17 protein-coding genes and 1 pseudogene are annotated in these 20,286 nt (G+C 66.3%); 7 read left to right on the top strand and 11 right to left on the bottom strand.

The genetic code is table 11. The annotated features are described in order from the left end of the window. Positions 1-35: 35 nt before the first annotated feature. Positions 36-815, bottom strand: a complete 780-nt coding sequence (gene map, locus LPH33_RS06295; RefSeq protein ID WP_019287982.1) for a type I methionyl aminopeptidase — start codon at positions 813-815, stop codon at positions 36-38. A gap of 92 nt (positions 816-907) precedes the next feature. On the opposite strand from map, the gene LPH33_RS06290 reads away from it, so the two are divergent. Both LPH33_RS06290 and LPH33_RS06285 read left to right on the top strand, forming a co-directional pair. Next, on the top strand, positions 908-1,174 hold the full coding sequence (locus tag LPH33_RS06290; protein WP_006550664.1) for a helix-turn-helix domain-containing protein: 267 nt from the start codon (positions 908-910) through the stop codon (positions 1,172-1,174). An 81-nt stretch (positions 1,175-1,255) separates the two neighbouring features. Further along, entirely contained in the window at positions 1,256-2,170 is a 915-nt protein-coding gene (locus tag LPH33_RS06285; RefSeq protein WP_138842094.1) for a hypothetical protein, read from the top strand. 16 nt (positions 2,171-2,186) lie between these two features. Here the strand turns inward: LPH33_RS06285 and LPH33_RS06280 are convergent, their stop codons facing one another. Then, the gene (locus LPH33_RS06280; RefSeq protein WP_071934545.1) at positions 2,187-3,458 is read right to left on the bottom strand and encodes an MFS transporter; all 1,272 of its coding nucleotides are present in this window, start codon (positions 3,456-3,458) and stop codon (positions 2,187-2,189) included. 122 nt (positions 3,459-3,580) lie between these two features. Between LPH33_RS06280 and LPH33_RS06275 the strand changes: the two genes are divergently transcribed. Then, the gene (locus LPH33_RS06275; RefSeq protein ID WP_229567464.1) at positions 3,581-4,555 is read left to right on the top strand and encodes a pseudouridine synthase; all 975 of its coding nucleotides are present in this window, start codon (positions 3,581-3,583) and stop codon (positions 4,553-4,555) included. A 353-nt stretch (positions 4,556-4,908) separates the two neighbouring features. Next, positions 4,909-5,208, top strand: a complete 300-nt coding sequence (locus LPH33_RS26940) for an SAP domain-containing protein (RefSeq protein WP_229567463.1) — start codon at positions 4,909-4,911, stop codon at positions 5,206-5,208. Positions 5,209-6,078: 870 nt separating this feature from the next. On the opposite strand, the gene LPH33_RS06265 is transcribed toward LPH33_RS26940, so the two are convergent. The 6 genes from LPH33_RS06265 to LPH33_RS06240 all read right to left on the bottom strand — a co-directional run bounded on the left by LPH33_RS06265 (position 6,079) and on the right by LPH33_RS06240 (position 13,456). Further along, the gene (locus LPH33_RS06265; protein WP_229567462.1) at positions 6,079-6,504 is read right to left on the bottom strand and encodes a nuclear transport factor 2 family protein; all 426 of its coding nucleotides are present in this window, start codon (positions 6,502-6,504) and stop codon (positions 6,079-6,081) included. Between the two features lie 25 nt (positions 6,505-6,529). Beyond that, positions 6,530-7,441 carry an acyl-CoA thioesterase gene (locus LPH33_RS06260; RefSeq protein ID WP_229567461.1) on the bottom strand — a complete coding sequence of 304 codons (912 nt, stop codon included), beginning with the start codon at positions 7,439-7,441 and terminating at the stop codon, positions 6,530-6,532. 37 nt (positions 7,442-7,478) lie between these two features. Beyond that, the gene (locus tag LPH33_RS06255) at positions 7,479-8,672 is read right to left on the bottom strand and encodes a thiolase family protein (protein WP_229567459.1); all 1,194 of its coding nucleotides are present in this window, start codon (positions 8,670-8,672) and stop codon (positions 7,479-7,481) included. 67 nt (positions 8,673-8,739) lie between these two features. Further along, positions 8,740-9,783: a hypothetical protein gene (locus LPH33_RS06250; RefSeq protein ID WP_229567458.1), complete on the bottom strand. Its 1,044-nt coding sequence runs from the start codon at positions 9,781-9,783 to the stop codon at positions 8,740-8,742. A 72-nt stretch (positions 9,784-9,855) separates the two neighbouring features. Further along, positions 9,856-11,580 carry a class I adenylate-forming enzyme family protein gene (locus tag LPH33_RS06245; RefSeq protein WP_229567456.1) on the bottom strand — a complete coding sequence of 575 codons (1,725 nt, stop codon included), beginning with the start codon at positions 11,578-11,580 and terminating at the stop codon, positions 9,856-9,858. Between the two features lie 358 nt (positions 11,581-11,938). Beyond that, entirely contained in the window at positions 11,939-13,456 is a 1,518-nt protein-coding gene (locus tag LPH33_RS06240; RefSeq protein ID WP_229567455.1) for a carotenoid oxygenase family protein, read from the bottom strand. Between the two features lie 203 nt (positions 13,457-13,659). Here LPH33_RS06240 and LPH33_RS06235 point away from each other — a divergent pair, with 203 nt between their 5' ends. From LPH33_RS06235 to LPH33_RS06230, 3 genes are all read left to right on the top strand, one after another. Then, positions 13,660-14,880 (top strand): acetyl-CoA acetyltransferase, encoded by a 1,221-nt coding sequence (locus LPH33_RS06235; protein ID WP_229567454.1) that lies wholly within the window; start codon positions 13,660-13,662, stop codon positions 14,878-14,880. Between the two features lie 143 nt (positions 14,881-15,023). Continuing rightward, the gene (locus tag LPH33_RS26815) at positions 15,024-15,146 is read left to right on the top strand and encodes a hypothetical protein (RefSeq protein WP_267499192.1); all 123 of its coding nucleotides are present in this window, start codon (positions 15,024-15,026) and stop codon (positions 15,144-15,146) included. Between the two features lie 118 nt (positions 15,147-15,264). After that, a complete protein-coding gene (locus tag LPH33_RS06230; protein WP_229567453.1) occupies positions 15,265-16,209 on the top strand; it encodes a winged helix-turn-helix transcriptional regulator in 945 nt (314 codons plus the stop codon). A 121-nt stretch (positions 16,210-16,330) separates the two neighbouring features. Here the strand turns inward: LPH33_RS06230 and LPH33_RS26935 are convergent. The 3 genes and pseudogenes from LPH33_RS26935 to LPH33_RS06215 form a co-directional block, all read right to left on the bottom strand. After that, positions 16,331-16,504 (bottom strand): annotated as a pseudogene (locus LPH33_RS26935) (hypothetical protein); the annotation flags it as partial. 291 nt (positions 16,505-16,795) lie between these two features. Next, the gene (locus LPH33_RS06220) at positions 16,796-18,343 is read right to left on the bottom strand and encodes a class I adenylate-forming enzyme family protein (protein WP_229567451.1); all 1,548 of its coding nucleotides are present in this window, start codon (positions 18,341-18,343) and stop codon (positions 16,796-16,798) included. A 445-nt stretch (positions 18,344-18,788) separates the two neighbouring features. Then, complete coding sequence (locus tag LPH33_RS06215) at positions 18,789-20,273, bottom strand: carotenoid oxygenase family protein (protein WP_229567450.1); 1,485 nt, start codon at positions 20,271-20,273, stop codon at positions 18,789-18,791. Positions 20,274-20,286 lie beyond the last annotated feature (13 nt).

The raw sequence follows: 20,286 nt of genomic DNA, 5'->3' as shown, positions 1-20,286 counted from the left end.
CGCGTGTCTACTCCGAATCTTCCTGCCGTCCGGATCTATTCGGTGACGCGCTCCCGTTTCGTCAGCACCAGCGGTTCACCTTCGGTGATCGCGATCGTGTGTTCGCTGTGCGCGGTACGCGAGCCGTCGGCGGAGCGGATGGTCCAGCCGTCCGGGTCGTAGACGATCTTGTCCGTCCCCGCCGCGAACCACGGTTCGAGGGCGAGCGTCAAGCCGGGACGCAGCACGAGCCCACGCCCCTTACGCCCGGCGTTCGCCACGTGCGGATCCTCGTGCATGGTGCGGCCGAGACCGTGACCACCGAATTCGGTGTTGACGGGATAGCCGTACTCGGCGGCGACGGCGCCGATCGCCGCGGAGATGTCGCCCAGGCGGTTGCCGGGGAGCGCGACGGCGATACCCGCGGCCAGCGCCACCTCGGTCGCCTCGACGAGATGCCGGTCCTCGGGACGCTCCGCGCCGACGATGATGCTGCGCGCCGAATCGGCGACCCAGCCGTCGATCGAGACCGCGATGTCCATGCTGAGCAGGTCGCCGTCCCGGAGCACGTAGTCGTGTGGGAGTCCGTGCAGCACTGCGTCGTTGACGGACAGGCAGATGACGTTGCGGAACGGTCCGCTCCCGAACGACGGCGCGTAATCCCAGTAGCACGAGACCGCGCCACGTTCCTCGATCATGTCCCGTGCGCGCTGTTCGAGGTCGAGCAGGTTCACGCCGGGACGGGCGCGGCCCGTCAGGTCGTCGAGCAACTCGGCGATGAACGTACCGGTCACATCCATTGCCGCGATCTCACCGGGGGTCTTCAGTTCCAACACGTGGGCACTCCTCAGGATCACAAGACGGTATTTAAATACCACCCTATCGCGACGATCGGTATTTTCATACCGACGCGGTTAGACTGCGGGTCATGGTGCGACTCCCCCTGACCCCGGAACAGCTGGCCGCCGGCAAACGCCTGGGTGGACGGCTGCGCGATGCCCGAGGCAGCAGGACGCTCACCGAGGTGGCTCAGGCCGCCGACATCTCGCCGGAGACCCTTCGGAAGATCGAGACCGGACGACTGGCGACGCCGGCCTTCGCGACGATCGCCGCCCTCGCACGGGTGCTGCCCGTCTCCCTCGACGATCTGGCCGAACTGACCCTTCCCTGTGACGACCTGCAGCAAACCGGGTGATCTTACCCCGCATGACGTAACAGCAGCAGACATCGGCAGCGATATCAGGAGGCGTAACACCGCGACAGCGAAGGGACCCGAATGTCGATGCAGCCTCCGCCGGACGGATACGGCTACGGCTACGGCGCTCCCCCGCCACCCTGGCCCACCCCGACCCCGCCGCGACGACCGAAGTGGCCGTGGCTCGTGGGCGGTGCCCTGCTCGTCGCCGTCGTCGCCGCAGTCGCCGCCCTGGTCGTCGTCCTGACCCGCTCGTCCGATCCGGGATCGGAGAGCGCCGTCGCCGCGAGCCCGTCCCCGTCGACCGTGACGGTCACCGTGTCGCCATCCGCAGCCCCGCAGACCGAGGCGGATCCGCCCACCCCGCGAGCGCAGACGAGCCGGCCTGCCACCCCGAGCGGCTTCCCGACCAACGGCACCCTGAAGGTCGGAGTCGACATCACCCCCGGCGAATACGCGCTACGCCCGACGGATTCGCTCGGCGGCTACTGGGAACGGCTGTCGTGCCTCACGGGCGACTTCGAGTGCATCACGGCCAACAGCATCGTGCAGGGCAACAGCTACGTCACCGTGCTGCCGGGCGACCTGGCCCTGCGGATCGAGGATCTCGAACTCACAGCAACCGGCAATCCCGCGCCCGCGACCGGACCCGCACGTCCACTACCGCCCGTGTCGGCCTCCGAGGACACCGACCCCCAGGGTTTCGTCGGCATCCCCGAGGCGCGGTGCAACCACACGAATCCCGCCGTCGCCATCGGCCAGACCGCCGACTCGCTCGTCGTGGTGTGCGAGACCGGGGCCGGCCGGTACTACTACAAGGGCGTTCGTACGAACGACGGTGCGGCGATCGAGATCGACGACCCCGTGCCCTCGGGCGACGGTTTCACCGCCACGAACGCCGGTGTGCAGTACAGCATCTCGTCGCGTGCTCTCGTCATCTCCGAGGGGTCGACGGTGCTCGCCGAGGAGCCGATGCTGCAGTACTGGTCGCAGTGATCGGCGGTACCGGTGATCACCGGGGACGCGAGGCCGCCCGCCCCGCGCCGCTCTGCCACACACCGTGCACCCCGCTCGGCCCGATGCCTCGATCAAGAGCGAGCAGCAGGACGGCACATCCGATTCCCGACAGCACCAGGCTCGTGCCGAACAGCGCGGGATAACCGAACACGTCTCCGACCACACCGGCGGTGAAGCCCGCGATGCCCTGCACCACGACGATCGCGCACGCGAGCAGGGTGTAGTCGCTGCCGGCGTGGTCCCTGTCCGCGGCGTCCATCATGAGCGTGAACACCGCGACCGTCGCGGCGCCGCCGAGGACGTGTTCGGCCAGGCTCGCGGAGACGATGAGCCCGAACCCGCCGTAGCCGAGCGACGCGACGACGTACAAGGCGAGGCTCGCTGTCTGGGTCACGCCACCGATCAGCAGGGCTTGCCGACGACCGCGACGGAAGCACAGCCACCCACCGAGGGCGGCACCGCCGAGAGCGCCTGCCGAGGACAGCACACCCTTGACCAGCGCGATCTGCCCGAGGGTGAGTCCCGAGTCGGACATGAACGGACCGACCATCGCCGAGCCCATCGAGTCACCGAACTTGAAGCCGCCGATGAGCAGGATGAACGCGAGCATCCCGGGGCGGCGCAGACGCGTCCACCACGCGACCGTCATGCGGGTCGCGCTTCGCGGTTCCCGATCCGTCGTGGCTCGTCGCTCCGTGCGCGGCAGTCGCCACACCGGGATCGTCGTCAGCACCAGCAGGAATGCCATCGCGAGGAACAGGCTGCGCCAACCCGCGAGGGAGAACACCCACAGCAGCGCTCCCCCACCGACGATCATCCCGATGCGGTACGCACCGACCTGGATGCCGTTCCCCAGCCCGCGTTGTTTCGGTCCGAGCAGTTGCACGGCCAGACCGTCGGTCGCGACGTCCTGCGTTGCCGAGAGGGCGTTGACCACCGCGATGCCGACGAGCAGCCACCGCAGCGTCGACGACAGGTCGAGGCACGCCAGGATCAACGACACCGCCGACGCCGCGAGCTGGAGCGAGAGCAACCACTGCCGCCGGGTCCCGTAGTGGTCGACGTACGGCGCCCACAGGAACTTCAGCGCCCACGGCGCGAAGAGCACACCCGTCGCGCTGATCGCGATCAACGAGAAACCGGACTCGCGCAGCACCACCGGAAGCGCTTGGGTGAAGAACCCGTACGGCAGACCCTGCGCGAAGTACAGGGCGGCCAGCAGCGCGAGCGTGCCGGTCGGGATGCCGAGCCGGGCCGGTGCAGTCATGCGGACATGGTGGCAGAACGGTGTCGGCCGTCCCCGACGAGCATCTGTGAACCGCGCCTCGCTCTCCGATCGCGCCACCGCCGATCACCCGAGGCGCAGCTCACGTTGCAGCCGATGGGAGGATGGTGCCCGTGCCGATGCCCTCACCCTTGCCCGTCAGGAACGGGGTCGGGCCCACGCGACTGCGTGTTCCGACCTCCGGTCCGTGGTCGACGGTCGCCGAGTACGTCGTCGCACGCTTCGACCATCTCGACGCCGACGATCTCTACCGCCGATTCGACGACGGCGAGATCGTGGGCATCGACGGAGAACCGATCGGTCGCAGCACCGAACTCCGAGAGCACCGGTTCGTCTGGTACTACCGCGATCTGCCCGTCGAGGAACCGGTGCCGTTCCACGAGGAGATCCTGCATGTGGACGACGACCTCGTCGTGGTCGACAAACCGCACTTCCTGCCGACCACTCCGGGCGGGCGCTACCTGCGCGAGTCGGCGCTGGTCCGGTTGCGCACCCGCCTCGACAACCCGGATCTGACACCGATCCACCGGCTCGACCGGGCGACCGCCGGGCTCGTGATGTTCTCGGCCCGGCCCGAGACGCGCGGTGCCTACCAGTCGTTGTTCGAGAAGCGCCGGGTCACCAAGGTGTACGAGGCGGTGTCTGCACTGCCGGCGGAATGGGATCCGGCAACGCCGGAGATCGCGGGACGTCCGCTCCCCGTGTTGTACCGCAATCACATCGAGGCGCGGCGCGGTGAGTTGCGCGTCGTCGTCGACGACACCCGCGAACCCAACTCGGAGACGCTGATCGAGGTGCTCGGATCCGGGATGAGCAGGTCGGGACGGGCCGTCCTGCACACCCTGCTGCGCCCGCGCACGGGTCGGATGCATCAGCTGCGAGTACACCTGACGGCGCTCGGTATCGGGATCCTCGGCGACCACTGGTATCCCGTCCTGCTGCCCGAGACACCGGACGACCATTCGCTCCCCCTCCAATTGCTCGCGCGGGAACTCGAATTCGTCGACCCTCTGTCGGGCGCCGAACGCCGGTTCGTCACGCGGCGCATCCTGGACGAAGCACCGCTGCCGGAAGACTGAGCACGTTCGGCTCGATCCGTGCTTCGTCATGCAGTGGTTACGGGATACCGCTACCCCTGGGTACCGAGGACGACCGGTCACGGCACGGAGACGACCCGGAGCGGCTGCGCGAAGAGGCGCCGATCCGAACGGAACTCCGCCGCATTCCGGTACCTGACAACCTGTCACTGTGCCGTAGGGGTAGTACTCCGGAGCATGGGTCCACGCGTTCTTTGCGGCCGGCAGCCACGCGTCGAGCTCTCGGCGCGTTGCCCCCAGTAGCATGGACCACCGTATCCGCCGAGAACCGCCCCGCCTTGACAGGTGACCTGACCAGCGCCGAACTGCTCCGTTGGTTTTGACTCGAGGACGAATTGGCCGACCTCGCCAGGAAGCTCGACATCAGAGTCTCCGGCAGCAAGGAACTCCTGACTCGACGGATCGCAGCGAAACTCGGCGGCATCCCATTCGCGGAGCCGCAGCCGGCCAAGCGTGCGTCCCGGGCACAGCTGGCCGGTCCGCTGACTTCGGCGACGGCGATCCCCGAGGGCCAAAGGTGCAGCCAAGTCGTGCGCACATGGTTCACTCGATCACTATCTGGCAACGCGCGATCAGGGCACGAAGTCCATCGACAGACAGTTAGAATTCAACCGATTCACCCGCGCATGGCATGAGGCGAACCCGACGGGGATCCGGGACGATCTGCTTCATGCCCGGAGACGTTACCGGCAGCTCCCAGTGGACCGGCGGGGCAGGGCATTGTCCACTATCCGGTCCCATCGGCCATTGATCAGCCCTAGGCAACGGGTACGGAGCAGGTGCGCAAGAAAACGGGCGCTCACCAGCACCGTACTTCGCACTGATGAGCACCTGAGCCGAGGGAACGTAGCTCATACACGTTGAAGCGGAACTCGGTGCTGGGCGTTCGCTGCGAACGCCTACCGTCGAGAACCACTCCTACCTGGACTTTCACTTGTGGGTGGCGCTGCGGCGGGTTGAGCTCGATCGAGACTCCTGCGGACGCGCTGCGGACGGGCCAGCTCCTATCATGCGGAGGTACCGTCCAGTGACATGTTTCTCGATGGCAGCGACCTATCTTCTCGGTATGCCCATCCCAAAAATCATGGACGTAAAGCAGCTGATGGCAGCCTCCAAGCGCGGCGAGGTCCGTGTCCGTAGAGCCGCGAACTCAGGCGCTCGCGAGCATCTACCGCGGAACCCTCACAGCCGGTTCTTCTTCACCGAGGAAGCCGTCGCCGAGTGGATCCTGCAAGGTTCGCCCGAGATTCCTCCGAGGAAACGTTCGAGACGAACTCGGTAGCCGAGATCTCGCACGCGATCGTGCAGAGATCTCGCCGAGTACGACTTCAGCACCGGCAGGGCCGACGAACAGCGCAAGGATCGCTCGTGCCGGCCGCCGACCTCGTACGGGAGCCGACCGTCGAACGCCGGAGCGCGAAAACTGCCCAATCCTTCCGCTGTCGGATCGAACGGGGTCGGCACGAATCCGATGTCGGAGCGAAGCATCGGACACATCTGCGTCCTCAGTGCGAATCCGCCGTCAGGCCCATCCCAGCCACGAGGGTCGCCCGATCGTAGTACTCGAGCCATTCGGTGACGAGGCCGTCGGCCATCCGGAGAACCCCGACCACAGGGACCTCGCCGTGATGGCCGTTGAACTCGAAGTCGTCGACGCGCTCGACGAAAACACGTCCGTCGATGACGCCGAGCGCCTTGATGTGCAGCTTGATGCGCTCGGTCCCGCTGCCGAGAGCGTAGATACGCTCCGCGATTGCGTCGCGCCCGACGAGCGGTTCCTGCATCACACTGTGAAGGACCCTGTCCCGGGCGAACAGGTCGACCACAGCGTCCCAGTCCATGGTGTCCCAGGCGTGGAACATGCGTTCGGCAACGACCAGTTTCTCTTCGTCGTTGATTCGACTTCCTTTCCTCCTGTGGGTGATACGCACGCGGCGTTCGCCACGTGCCTCCGGGTCACCGGCTACCGGGCGAGAAGAACAACCCCTCCTGCACGAACGAACCCACACAGCGGCCATCCTCGTCGAACACGTCGGCGACCGTCAGACCTCGACCTGACGATGCGGTGGGAGATCTCTGCGCGTAGAGCAACCACCGGTCGGCCGGGGCCGGACGGTGGAACCACATCGCGTGGTCGATGGACACGCCATCCCACGGATGGTCGCCGAGGTGCTCGCCGCCGACCGGCACCCCGTGCGGGACCAGGCTCGCCGACAGCGCAGTGATGTCCGACATCATCAGCGTCACTGCCTGATTCAGGACGGGGTCGGAAGGCACGGAACCGGCGGCGCGCAGCCAGACCATGGTCGAACCGGCAGGCGCGTCCGGCACCACCCTCAGGTCCGCGACGGTGGTGGTGGACCAGATCTCCGGCACGCCTCCCCAGGGTTCGGCCCATTCGGCCATGGTAGGGCACTGCTCCGCCGGTGGGACGTCGGGCATCCGGTCCTGATGCTCCAGCCCGTCCATCGGAGGCGTCGACGACACCATCGCGTGGCAGAGAATCTTCCCCGCCTGCTCGACGGTCACCAGTCTGCTCGACATGCGGCGACCGTCCCGCGACCGCGAGACCGCGAACTCCAGGGGCTCGTCGGGCGTTCCCCCGGCGAGGAAGTAGGCGTGCAACGAATGGGGACGGGACGGAGCCTCTGTCGTCAGCCCTGCCGCGACCAGCGACTGTGCGAGCAACTGCCCCCCGAAGAGGCGGGGGAAGCCCAAATCGATGCTGCCGGCACGGAATCGATCGCCACCGAGCGGGGTGAGTTCGAGTGCCGCGAGCGTGTCGTCGAAACGAGCACGCTGGTCGATCACCCCGCCTCGGGTGTCGGCCCCGAGAACGCCGTCGGTCGTGCCGTCCATGGTGGTCATTCGGTCGTGGTCCTTCCGTCGTGGTGCGGGTGGTCGGTCACACACGCTGGACGATCACCGCCGCGCCGAGGCCGAGCCCACCGGGAATGGCGAGGAGAGCGAACTCGCCGTCGACTCTGGCCAGGTGATCCAGTGCGTTCACCAGGATCGAGCCACCGCTCGCACCCAACGGATGACCCGTCGCCACAGCGCCCCCGTTGGGGTTGACCCGATCCGGATCGAGGTTCAACTCCTTCGTCATCAACAGCGGTGACACAGAGAAGGATTCGTTGGCCTCTACCACGTCCAGATCCGCTGCGGTGAGTCCCGCGCGATTCAGCGCGTCCCGTGCCGCGTGTACACCTGCGGTCAGCCCCGGAGATCGGACGGCCGCCTGGCCCACGCCGACGATCCGGCCGATCGGCTTGGACCCGATCACCGCCGCCGCGGCGGCCGACCCGAGCACGACGGCCGCGGCGCCGTCCGCCAACTGAGGTGCGGTACCCACGGTGTGCAGTCCCCCCTCCGGACGCGACGAATCCGGAAGTTGGCGTGCGACGCGAGCCCACGACGGATCGTCGGCGAAGAGCGTCGGCAGCGCCGCGAACTCTCCGATGTCGGCGTCCGCCCGCGCTCCCTCGTCCCGATCCAGGATCACCGTGTCACCGGCCATGACCGGGATGATCGAGTCGGACGACGGTGCTGCCACCGAACGGCGGTGGGAGGTCACCGCATAGTGATCCAGCTCCTCGCGGGTGAACCCGGCGTCCGCGGCGGTCATGTCGGCCGCGACGCCGATCGTGACGTATCCGGTGGCATCCTGCAGGTCGCCCTCGAAGGCGAAGGCGGGCTTGTCGACGAGCATCGGTACCCGAGACATCGACTCCACACCTCCGGCGACGACGACATCGTGCATCCCCGCGCCGACCTTCGCCGCGGCCGTGCCGATCGCGTCGAGCCCCGAGCAGCACAATCGCGAGACCACGCCGCCAGGCACACCGTCCGGCCATCCTGCCCACAGTGCGGCAGCGCGCGCAATGTCACCGCCCTGCTCGCCTGCAGCGGTGCTGGTGCCGATGACCATGTCCTCGACGAGGTTCGCATCGAGTCCTCGGTTCCGCAGTGCCCGTAGCAGAGTCGCGAGAAGTTCGTGGGCGGGAACGTCTGCGAGGGTTCCCCCGGTCCGCCTGACACGTCCCTTCGGGGTTCGTACGGCGTCGTAGACGAAGACGCCGGGAACAAACTTTGGCATGGCAATGTCCAATCGTCGAGGGGCAGGCGACCGCGTGCCCCGTCACGTCGAGTCGAGTTGTGGATGCTCAGGAGCAGGGTCGTGCGGCCCCCGCCTGATCGAAGTCGCCTCGGAACGGCGTGACGACGGGCCGGATCAGCAGTCCTGCCGGTGCGGCGCACACCTGCGGGACGGTGTTGACCACCGCGGCCGCCACCGCGTACTGCTCACTCGTCATCTTCGTGGTGTCCGACGGGTGCTTGTGCAGGTCCACGGAGATCGTCGCGCCGGGATGACCGACGAGGTTCACCTGCCACAGCGGCGGATCCGGGCGATCGAGGTGCGTGCTGTCGACGTACCAGTTGATCGAGATCGTGATCATGGGCCTGCCGCCGACGATCCCGGTCCACCGCCAGTTGGTGTGGCTCACCGTGCCCCTCTTCAACAGACCGGCACGGAGCTCGAGGTCGTGCGGCGCGGCGTACACCCGGTGGTCGGTCTCCACGGTATCGAGGACGAGCCCGAGTCGCGCGGCGACGGCACCGACGGCCTCCTCGAACATTCCGTTCAACGCCGACACCGGGCCCCAGTTGACGTCGTTCGGGTCGACCTTCGCCGAATCGGAGCCGAAACCGAGTGTGCCGAAGAGATATCCGGGATTTCGGATGGCGGTGCTGTCGACATTTTCCACGATCTCGATCGAGTCGAGGTCCATCGTCAGGCCCGAGGCCACGACGGCGAGCTGTTCGCCGACGAAGCCGGGGTTCAGGCCGGCGGACACGAGGGTCGCGCCGCCCTTCTCCCCCGCAGCGGCGAGCGCCGCGGCCCGAGGGCCCGGCCAGTACCCCGGATGGCTGTACCCGTTGATGCTGATGACGTTCTTGCCCGATTCCAGAAGAGCGATGATCTCGTCGTCGTGACTGCCGTACGGTCCGAGCCGGGACGCGTGGATCACGACGTCCGCGTCGAGCGCGAGGATGTCCTCCACCGAACGCGTCGCGATCACCCCGGTGTCGGGACGGCGCGCGATGACGCCTGCGTCGAGTCCCTCTTTCTCCTCGCCGTAGACGAACACCCCGACCAGTTCGAGAGCGGGATGGTCGATCACACCACGCAGGACAGCCGTTCCCATTGCCCCTGTGGCCCATTGGACGACGCGATACACCATCTACGAACTTCCTCTTCCTGGAACGGGATTGCCGGGTCAGTCGACGTTTGTCGGCTGCTTGCGGAGTTCGCGCTTGAGCAACTTGCCCACTGCATTTCGCGGAAGCTCCTCGCGAATGTCGAGTCGCTCGGGCAGTTTGAACGAGGCGATCTTGCGCTCCTTCAGGAAGGCGACGAGCTCGTCGAGTGACAGGGTCGCATTCTCGCGGAGGACGACGACGGCCGCGACACGCTCGCCGAGCACCTCGTCCGGGTCACCGACGACCGCGACCTCGGCAACAGCCGGGTGTTCGGCGATGATGCCTTCCAGTTCGACCGGCGCGATGTTCATGCCGCCACGGATCACCAGGTCCTTGCCGCGGTCGACGTAGCGCAGGTACTGGTTGTCGTCTCCCGCGATCTCGAAGATGTCCCCGGTCTTGAGGTAGCCGTCCTCGTCGAAGGGGCTGTCCAGGTTTTCGCCGTCGACGTAGCCGGGGAAGATCGTGGGGCCCGCGAGGTGGAGTTCACCCGGGCGGCCCGGCTCGGAGATCTCCTCTCCGGACTCGGGGTCCACGAGCTTGACGCTGACCCTCTTGGCGATCCGGGAGGACCACGTGATGCCCGGGGTGCCGTACCGCGGGAAGTACCGCGCCCGGTTGTCCGGATCCGGGAAGTCTTCCGCGCTCGACAGCAGGGAGACGCCCTCGTTCGACCCGAAGAAGTTGATTACACTCAACCCGAACTTCTCTTGCCAGCCGCGCACCATCGCCGGCTGGAGCGGCGCCGAACCCGAACCGATGCGGGTGAGACTGGAGAGATCGATCTTGGCGAGCAGGGCGTCGTTGTGCAGCAGCATCCACAGCAGCGCCGGCGGCGCAAGGGTGTAGGTGACCCGCTCGACCGCGATCTGCCGGAAGAACGTGGGGGCGTCGAACGGGTGGTGCTGCACGAGCGTCGCGCCGGTGACGAGCCACGGCAGGAACATGCCGTTGATGCCTGCCATGTTGATCATGGGGAACGGATTGAGCAGGACATCGTCGACGACGACACGCGGCGCGTCGATCGTCGCGACCGAGAACGAGATCCAGTCGAAGTGCGTGCGCGGGACGCCCTTCGGCTCCCCTTCGGTTCCGGAGGTCCAGCAGATCGTCACACAGTCGTTGGGGTCGTTCGGATCGTCCGAACGCCGCGCCCCGACCAGCTCGCGATCACTTGCAGATGCCGTGGCCGGGACTATGTGGGCGTCCGGGGCATCGGTCGCCTCGATCGCTGCGCCGAGGGTCAGCACCGATCGGAGGGTGGGGATCTGGTCCCGCGCGGCGACGGCGTCGGCCGCCGGGTTACGGGCACCGAACTGGTTGACGGTCACCAGGGTCACGAATTCGGCCCGGTTGGCCATGGTGACGAGTTCGTGCTCGCGGTACTGCATCGCGAGCGGCGAGACGACCGCACCGATCGACCAGGCGGCGAGGTAGACCTCGGCCAGTTCGATGGAGTTCGGCAGCTGAACCCCGATGACGTCGCCTCGAACGATGCCGTGTTCGACCAGACGAGCCGCGAGATGTGTGACCTCGGCTTCCAATTCGTTCCAGGACACCCGCCGCGGATCGGACCCGACCAGGTCCCGACGGTTCGCGGGGTCGACGATCGCGGTGGCGTCGCCACGCGCGGTCACCTGATCGAGGAACAACTGGTCCAGTGTGTCCGTCGTCCACCATCCACGCTCGAGGTAGTCGTCGACACGACTTTTCGGGTGCAGTCCGCGCTTGGCCTGAACCATGAGTCCACCTTTCTGACAACTGACATCTGCGTTCGAGTGGCGGCCCGTCGACATCACCGGCCCTTCCCGCCTGCTGCTTCAACCAGCAGCGTGACGCACGCTACTACAATAGTGAGAGTGTCTCAATAAGGGAGGAGATGGCTCGAAGCCGTGGACAGAGCCGCGAATCTCGTCCGTTCGCGGCTCCACAAGCCGAGGTCAGCGTTGCGCCGGCGAGTGTCCCGAGATCCCCGCCATGACCACCCAAAAGCACTGAATACAGGATCAACAGTCTTATTTGTGTATTTCGTACGAATCGGCGGGGCGCTCGTAGGGCCCCGGCAGGCGCTGGACAACTGCCGGGACCCGACGAGACGACCTACAGGCCGATGGCCTCGGCCGCGTTGTCGACGCTGCGCCACCGGCGGATTTCCTCACCCGACGCCCAGGTCGAGTGCGTACCGCTGGAGATCCGCTCCGGAAGCTCGAGCTTGCAGACAGGCCCGTCCCCTACCCGGGCCGCGTCGAACACCAGGCAGTACGAGGCATCCTCGTTCATGTCGGTGGTCAGGGTGACGAGGTATCCGTCGTCCTCGGACTTGCTGCCCACGCGGGGCGCCATCGAGGTCTCGCTGCCGTAGACACCCTCACCGAAGGCGTAGTTCTCCTCCTTACCGGTCTGGATATCGTGCTTGACCAGCCCGTTGAACAGGAACCATCCCGGCTTGCCGGTCGCGGCGTACACGTAGCGGTGTTCACGGCCGCCGTGCGTGCCGTTGATCATGCCAAACTCGGTGATCCGCTCGCTGAGCGGCTCCTCCTTCACCTGCCCGGTGACGAGATTGAACCGCCAACGATGCAAGCGGGTCTGCAGGAAGTCGAGCGCCAGGAATCGGAAGGCCTTCTCCCACTTGTTGGCCAGCCCGTCCAGAGAGGGTTCTGGGGCACCCTGGTAGAAGCCGTCGAGGACGATCTCGTCGCCGTCTTCGTAGGCATTGGCGAAGTGCAGGACGTAGGTCGGATCCGCCTCGAACCACCTGATGTCGGCCGTCTGGCCGCGCCGCGGGATCACCGCGAACCGCGCCGGCATGTCGCGGTGGAACTTCGGCGAGTGGATGCCGTGCTCGAGTCCCCTCGGATCCCAGAACATCGGCAGGTCGTTGAGAATAGCGTAGTTCTCGGTGAACGCCATGTCATGTGGCAGGCGTGGACCGGGGAGCGGAATGTCGACATAGTGGACGAGATCGTTGTTGCTGTCGACGACGCCGTACTTCATGTACGGCGCCTCCTTGCTGTAGTTGAAGAACAGCATCTCGCCGGTGCTGTCGTCGACCTTCGGATGCGCCGACACACCCCAGTGGTACGGGAACTTTCCGTTCCAGTCCTCCTTACCGAGGGTCTCGGCCGAGTACGGATCGAGGCGGTACAGGTCACCGCACTGCCAGAAGCCGGTCAGGGCCGTGCCGCGGTGTACGACGACGTCGGTGCTCGACGCGTCCTTCATCCGACGCCGCGCACCCCAGCCGTCCTCGCGCTTGGACCACGCGGGCATCTCCGACGCGCCGGCCCAGATGGCATGGCCGGCCTCGTTCTCCGCGAGCAGCCCGTCGGTCCGAACGAACCTGTTGCGGTAGAACGCCTTTCCGTCGCGGAATCCCACCGCGTGAACCATGCCGTCACCGTCGAAGGGGTGATAGTTCCGAATGGCCGGATGTAAGGGGTTCTCGGTGTTGCGCAGGTAGACCCCATCGAGGTCCGCGGGGACTGCACCCTCGACGACCCGAAGATCGTCCGCCTTCCACTCGGTGGTCTGCGGGCGCCACGGCCCGGTCCGGTAGGGGTGGTCGTCATCCTCGGGGAGGGTGGACAGCAACCGCCCGACAACGTCAACGTCCATGACCTTGTTCACCTTTCACATGTCGCGGCCCCGACGTCCACCAGGGTCGCAATCCCGGGCCTCGTTCTACAATTAAAAGAGTGACGAGCTGGCGTGCCATTGTCAAGCATGGGCGCAGAATCACCCCGAACTCCCCCTCGCGATATACTCTTATAGTTGTAGTAAGCATCAGCTGCCTCGAGCACCCAGAAAGCGGTGACACCATGACCCCCGAACCCGTGTGGATCGCCGGCGGATACCAGTCGGACTTCTCCCGCAACCTCACCAAGGAGGGGCTCGACCTCAGCGGCCTGACCGCGGAGATCGTCAAGGGAACCCTCGACTCCTCGAACATTCCCGTCGGCGACATCGACGTCATCCACGTGGCCAACGCCTTCGGACAGGTGTACACCGGCCAGGGCCACCTGAGCGCGATGCCCGCCTCGGTCGAACCCGAATTGTGGAACGTCCCCGCAACCCGACACGAAGGCGCCTGCGGCTCCGGATCTCTCGCGATCCTCGCCGCGATGGCGGACCTCGAGTCCGGCCGATACGACTGCGCACTTGTCGTCGGCGTCGAACTGGAGAGGAACGTGCCGGGCGACCTCGGTGCACAGTACATGGAGGGCGCCGCGTGGATCGGGCACGAGGGCCAGGATGCAAAGTACATGTGGCCCTACATGTTCAGCCGCGTCGCGGAGGAGTACGACAAGCGCTACGGTGTCGATCCGCAGCACCTGTGGAGCATCGCCGAACTGAACACACGTAACGCCCGCAGGAACCCGAACGCGCAGACCCGCGTCCGCGAGTACGGGCCGGCCTCCTTCACCGCGGATGACGAGGCCAACCCCGTCGTCGAGGGCCGGCTGCACAAGGCCGACTGCGGCCCACTGACCGACGGCGGCGCGGGCGTGATACTACTGTCCGAGCGCTACCTCGCGGCCCGTCCCGAACTGCGCGAGCAGCCGATGTCGCGCATCCTCGGCTGGGGTCATCGCACGGTGGGACTGCTCCTCGAGGAGAAGCTGGCACGCAGCGCCGACACGCCACTGATGTTCCCGCACGTCGCAGGCGCCATCGAGGATGCGTTCACCCGCGCGGGCATCGAGGGCGTCGACGACCTCGACCTGATCGAAACGCACGACTGCTTCACCGTAAGCGAGTACATGGCGATCGATCACTTCGGGATCACCCCGCCCGGCGAGAGCTGGCGTGCCGTCGAGTCGGGCGACCTGGAGATCGGCGGCCGGATTCCGATGAATCCGAGCGGCGGCCTGCTCGGCGGTGGGCATCCCGTCGGCGCGACCGGTGTCCGGATGCTCCTCGACTGCCACCGCCAGGTCAACGGTAGCGCGGGCGACTACCAAGTGGCAGACGCCCGCCGGGCAGGCATGCTCAACTTCGGTGGCAGCACGACGACCACCGTCAGCTTCGTGGTCGGTTGACAGGACGACTGACTGTGACACGACCGCGCGGTCACACACCCCGATCGCGCGGTCGGCTCCTCATCGCTGCGATGCAGAGCCCGGTCGAGGACCTTCACAGCCAGATCCCGGTCCTGCTCGGAATCGGCGAACAGGGAGCCCATATGAATCGCCCGATCGAACGTCTCCTGCGGCGACGGCCGCTGCCGTTGATCCCCACTGATCGGCTGGGCGACGTCAAACAATCCGTCGATCGGCAGCAACTGTTCCGCTTGGGCACGAAGTGAGCTACGCAGACAGCGACACGGGGGACCAGCCGTGTTCGAAGCCGTCACGCATGGTTCGCCACAACCGCTCGGCAGATCCGGTCGAGCACCATGGACAGGCCCTACTACAGTGGCCGACGTGGCAAGACAACACAGGTATTCCGAACTGCCCGCCGGGGGCGACAATGCGATCGCGGTGACTCTCGGCGCCCTCGGCGACGAGTGGAATCTGTGGATCCTGCGTCATGCGATCGAAGGGTGCCGGCGCTACGGGGACTGGATGGCCCACGGCGCGATCTCGAACTCCGTCCTCGCCGCACGGCTGACACGACTCACCGATCTCGGCGTCTTCGACAAGGTCAAGTATTCGGACAGGCCGGCACGCTTCGAGTACGTCCTGACCGCGCGCGGACGCAGCGTCTGGCCCATCCTCCTGACGATGTGGGCGTGGGAGAACTCCTGGGCACCGGAGACCGACATCCCCCTGCCGAGGATGCGCCACACAGCGTGCGGCGAGACGTTCATCCCGATACTCACGTGCGGTGCGTGTGGCGACAACGCCGACCGGCACTCCGTTGGGGCGAGCCTGGGCCCCAGCGGGGCCTGGTCGCGCAGTGTTCCGGCCGCGGCGGGGCGCCGCCGATCAGCGAGCGCGAAACAACCCACGCAGGTTCTGCCGCACACCATGGAACTGCTCGGCAACCGCTGGTCCGCCGCGATACTCGGCGCGCTGTTCCTGGGGGCGACCCGCTTCGGTGAGCTGTCCGAGCAGACGAGCGCACCGCCGGCGATGGTCGCCGACCGCCTGCGGCGGTTCGACGATCTCGGCGTGATCGCCACGTCACCCAATCCGGCCCGGTCGGATTGGGTGACGTACAACCTGACCGACAAAGGGGAGGCGTTCTTCCCCGTCATCGCTCTGATGATCGACTGGGGCCAGCGCTGGTTCCGCGCCCCTGAAGGACCCGCGATCACGTTCAGGCACCTCACCTGCAAGAAGAGGTTCACGCCGCATCTCACATGCAGCAACTGCTCGACCGAACTCCGCGCGCGCCAGGTCTTGATCGAGGACGTGCCCACGTAGCAGGCGACTGCTACCACGCGCTGAAGATCGCCGCCTCGGCCGAGTCGATGTACTCGTCGAGCCGCGTGATCCTGCCGTCGTCCCCGACCTGGACCACGACGCAGGCATGCAGCGCCACTGGTTCTCCACTCGCCCGGTTCGTTCCCCGCAGAACATTCTGCTGGACGACACCACCTTCGAAGACACGGATCCGCCGCTCCGTGTATTTGCGGTCGGCCACCCAACGGTCCATGGCGGCGAGCACGCGAGCATTGTCATCGACCATCTGCTCTTTCAGGTCGTGGTTGTGCCAGATGACGGCATCCGGGGCGTAGATGTCGAAGAGGGCGGTGGGATCGCCCGCTTAGGCTGCGGCGATGATGCGGTCGCGCAGGACGACGTGGGCGTGGCGTTCGGTGGACCGGGCAGACATGACGCGCCTTCCGGAGGATGAGTTACTTCTTCAGTTGTCTCATCAGAAGACGCCTCACGCCACCACGCGGATGCACGAAAGCTCTTGTTTCCCAGCATTTCAGAGACTCCTCATGACGGACAGAGCGAGGCACCACCGGTCTCCCGGCGGCACCTCGCTCCCGTATGGGTGATTCTAGGACGCCAGGTTCTTCCTGATCGTGCGCTTGAGCAGCTTTCCCGATGCGTTCCGAGGCAACACGTCGACGAACGACACACCCACGGGACACTTGTAGCGCGCCAGCTCCGACCGCACGTGGCGAATCACGGCGTCCTCGTCGATGTCGGAATCGGGCATCCTGACGATGACCGCGTACGGTGATTCGCCCCATTTCTCCGATGCGACACCGACAACCGCGACCTCGGCGACTCCGTCCATTCCGCTGATGACGCTCTCGACCTCGGCAGGATAGACGTTCTCACCGCCACTGATGATCATGTCCTTGAGGCGGTCGTGCAGGTAGAGGTAGCCGTCGCTGTCGAAGCTTCCCCCGTCGCCGGTCCGCAACCAGCCGTCGACGATGACTTCGTCGGTCGCCGAAGCATTTCCGTAGTAGCCAGCCATGAGCTGCGGACCGCCGATGAGCACCTCGCCAACCGCGCCCGGGGGCATGTCCTCGAGAGTGGCCGGATCGACGATACGAATCGGGCATCCCGGCGTGGGCCGGCCGACCGACCGCAGGCGATGCTCCGCCGCCCCGGCGGCCAGATGATCTTCCGGACTCAGGACGGTCACCGCCCCGGTCGATTCCGTGAGCCCGTAGCTCTGGACGAACCGGCACCCGAGGATCTCCGTGGCGTCCTGGATGGTGGACAGCGGCATGGGTGCCCCGCCGTAGACGATGTACTTCAGCGCGGACCAGTCGAGTGATCGCACCACCGGGGACTGGACGAGCCGCTGCACCAGGGTCGGAACCATGACCGCGTGCGAGACCCGCCGTCCCACCAACTGCTGCACGAATTCCACCGGGTCCGTCGACACGTCGAGCACCAGCGTCGATCCCCCGAGCAGCGACACGAGGGCAAGCCCCATGCCGGTTATATGCGAGAACGGAACCGGTGCCAGCGCGACGGACGTCGGCCCGAGTTCGAGTTGCCCCTGCAATCCGGCGAGCGCGAAGCCGATGCCGCGAGCGGTCAGCAGGATTCCCTTGGGCTGCCCGGTGGTACCTGAGGAGAACTGCATCACCACCGGCGCTGCCGAGTCGACCTGGATCTCCGGGTCGACGGCGTCGAACGCCCCGATCCACGCCTCGTAGTCCGCGGCGGAGGCCACGGTTCGGCGGGCACCACGCACCGTCTCCACCAGTGCCTCATGCAGACCCACCACGACGGTCGGCTCGACTCTCTCCAGGATCGAGAGGACCTCGGCTCGCGAAAGCCGGTCGCCGACGATGCTGGCGATGGCGCCGATCTTGGCCACACCGAACAGCAGCTCCAGGAACTGCGCCGAGTTGGGAACGATCACCGCGACGCGGTCGCCTGCCGCCACCCCGTCCGCGAGGAGCGCCCGGGCAACCCGGGTCGAGGCCTCGTTCAACTCCCGGTAGGTCACGGGCGTGCCGTCCTGCACGACGGCGACACCATCCGGTGTCGCGGCTGCCTGCTTGCGCAGAATATCGGCGAGGACTTCGACCGGCGTTCCATCCGCATGCATGGCCGCACGCGCTGTGGCTGTGTTCATCGCTTCCTACCTACAGTCATTGACCTGGTCACTTGTACAGTTGAAGTAATATAGCTCACAACCCGGGGAGCACGTCAACCACCGTCCGCCGGTGTGACCGGCAGGGCACCCCGGCCCCACAGCGCACCCCTCGGCATCACCTCCCGCGCGAAGCGCTCGACGATCTCGTCGGAGGTTCGGGTGCAAGTCCCAGCCACCGGTGCGAAGGACAAGGGGGTCGAAATCGGCATCGGCGGCTCCCCCGACAGTCGGTGATGAACAACTCAACTCACGCCATCTGGATCGCCGGTCGGCGAATCACCCCGGCTTACCTCGGTACCACTCGAGGCAACGCCATCCATCGTCTTGGCTGCATCCCAGGCGTACACCGATACCCGACGGGTGCCGTCGAGACTCCCCTCGGCGGAGGATCTCAACAGCACCCGCGGCTTCCGCTCACCCGACGTCAGGCCGGACCGTCGGCCTGTGGGAGCTGGTCGGCCCTGACCCAGCAGGCGTGGAACCCGGACGGCACTCGCCGCGGCAGGAGCACCCGGGCCACCGGCCCGGCCTCGAGATCCTCGGCGTCGAAGATGTTGATCTCGCCCCGGTCCTCCACCTCGTCGTTGACGAAACAGACCAGATAGCCATCAGTTTCACCGGTTGAGTTGTCCCGCGGCGCGAACGGGCCTTCGGCTCCCCACCGTCCCGGCCCGAACTTGTGCTCGACCTTCGTTCCCGATTGTGAGTCGAACCGCACGATTCCGTCGAAAAGCAGCGTCGGCTCGTTGCCGAGGCTCATGTTGTACGAGTATCGGTGCGAGCGGCCCATGATCCGGGAGTCGACACTGGGGAACTCGATGTTCGCGTCATCCAACGCCATCTCGGTGGTCTGTCCGGTCCGGAGGTTGAACCGGTACCGGTACAACTGCGCGTCGAGTCGCATATACGCGAGCATGCTCGCGAGTGGATGATCGAACGTGCTCTGGTGCTGGGGGTTCTTGACCCGGCAGACATCCATGACGATCTCGTCGCCCTCTTCCCACGAGTTGACCACGTGGTAGATGTAGCACGGCTTCGCCTCGAACCAGCGCACCTCCGCGCCGGTGCCGTGCCGAGGGATGACTGCGAAGCGCGACACCAGCTCGCGGTCGTAGAAGATCCGGTACTTGCCGGCCTTCCTGGCCTCCTGGTCCTGCACGAGCGGCAGGTCCATCAGGATGGAGTAGTTCTCGGTGATGGCCATGTCGTGCGGCAGGCGAGGTGCCGGGAGATCGATGTGCGTCAGGTGCGTCTGGGTTCCGTCCGCACCGATGATGCCGTATCGGAGGTAGTCGACGTCCGGGCCGTAGTCGAACCAGAACAGTTCGTTCGTCGCCTCGTCCACCTTCGGGTGTGCCATCATGTCGCCGGCGAACGTCCCCAGGAAGTCCTGCGCACCGAGCGTTTCCAGGGAGAGCGGATCGACACCGTACGGCGTGCCGCACAGGTACCAGGTGGCGAGCACCTGACCCCGGTGGTAAATGACGTCGGTGTTGGCGGCGTCCTTGATCCCCAACCCGTGGCCGTTACCGAACGGGTTGTCCTTCGGGTTCTCCATCAGTCCGGTCCAGAGGGCCCGGCCCTCCGCGGACTCCCGCTCGAACGCCTTGGTGCGCACATAGCGGTTGCGATAGCGGACCTTGCCGTTCTCGAAGTGAGCGGCATGGATCATGCCGTCGCCGTCGAACATGTGGTACCGGCCGGAAGCGTCGAACTGCCGGTTCGGACCGTTGCGAAGATAGACGCCGTTGAGGTCCTTCGGGATCTCGCCGATCACGGTGAGATCGTCGAGCGTCAACTCGTCCCGCACCGGCGCGAATACGCCAAGCAGGTACGGGTTCTCCGCACTGTTGTCGACGGGCGCAGCGACGGCGACCGGCTTCATACCGGTCGACTGTGTATTCGTCATCGAGATTCCTTTC

It is taken from the genome of Rhodococcus sp. RDE2, assembly GCF_020885655.1.
GTDB lineage: Bacteria > Actinomycetota > Actinomycetes > Mycobacteriales > Mycobacteriaceae > Rhodococcus > Rhodococcus pyridinivorans.
This window is presented reverse-complemented; position numbering and strand designations above follow the sequence as displayed.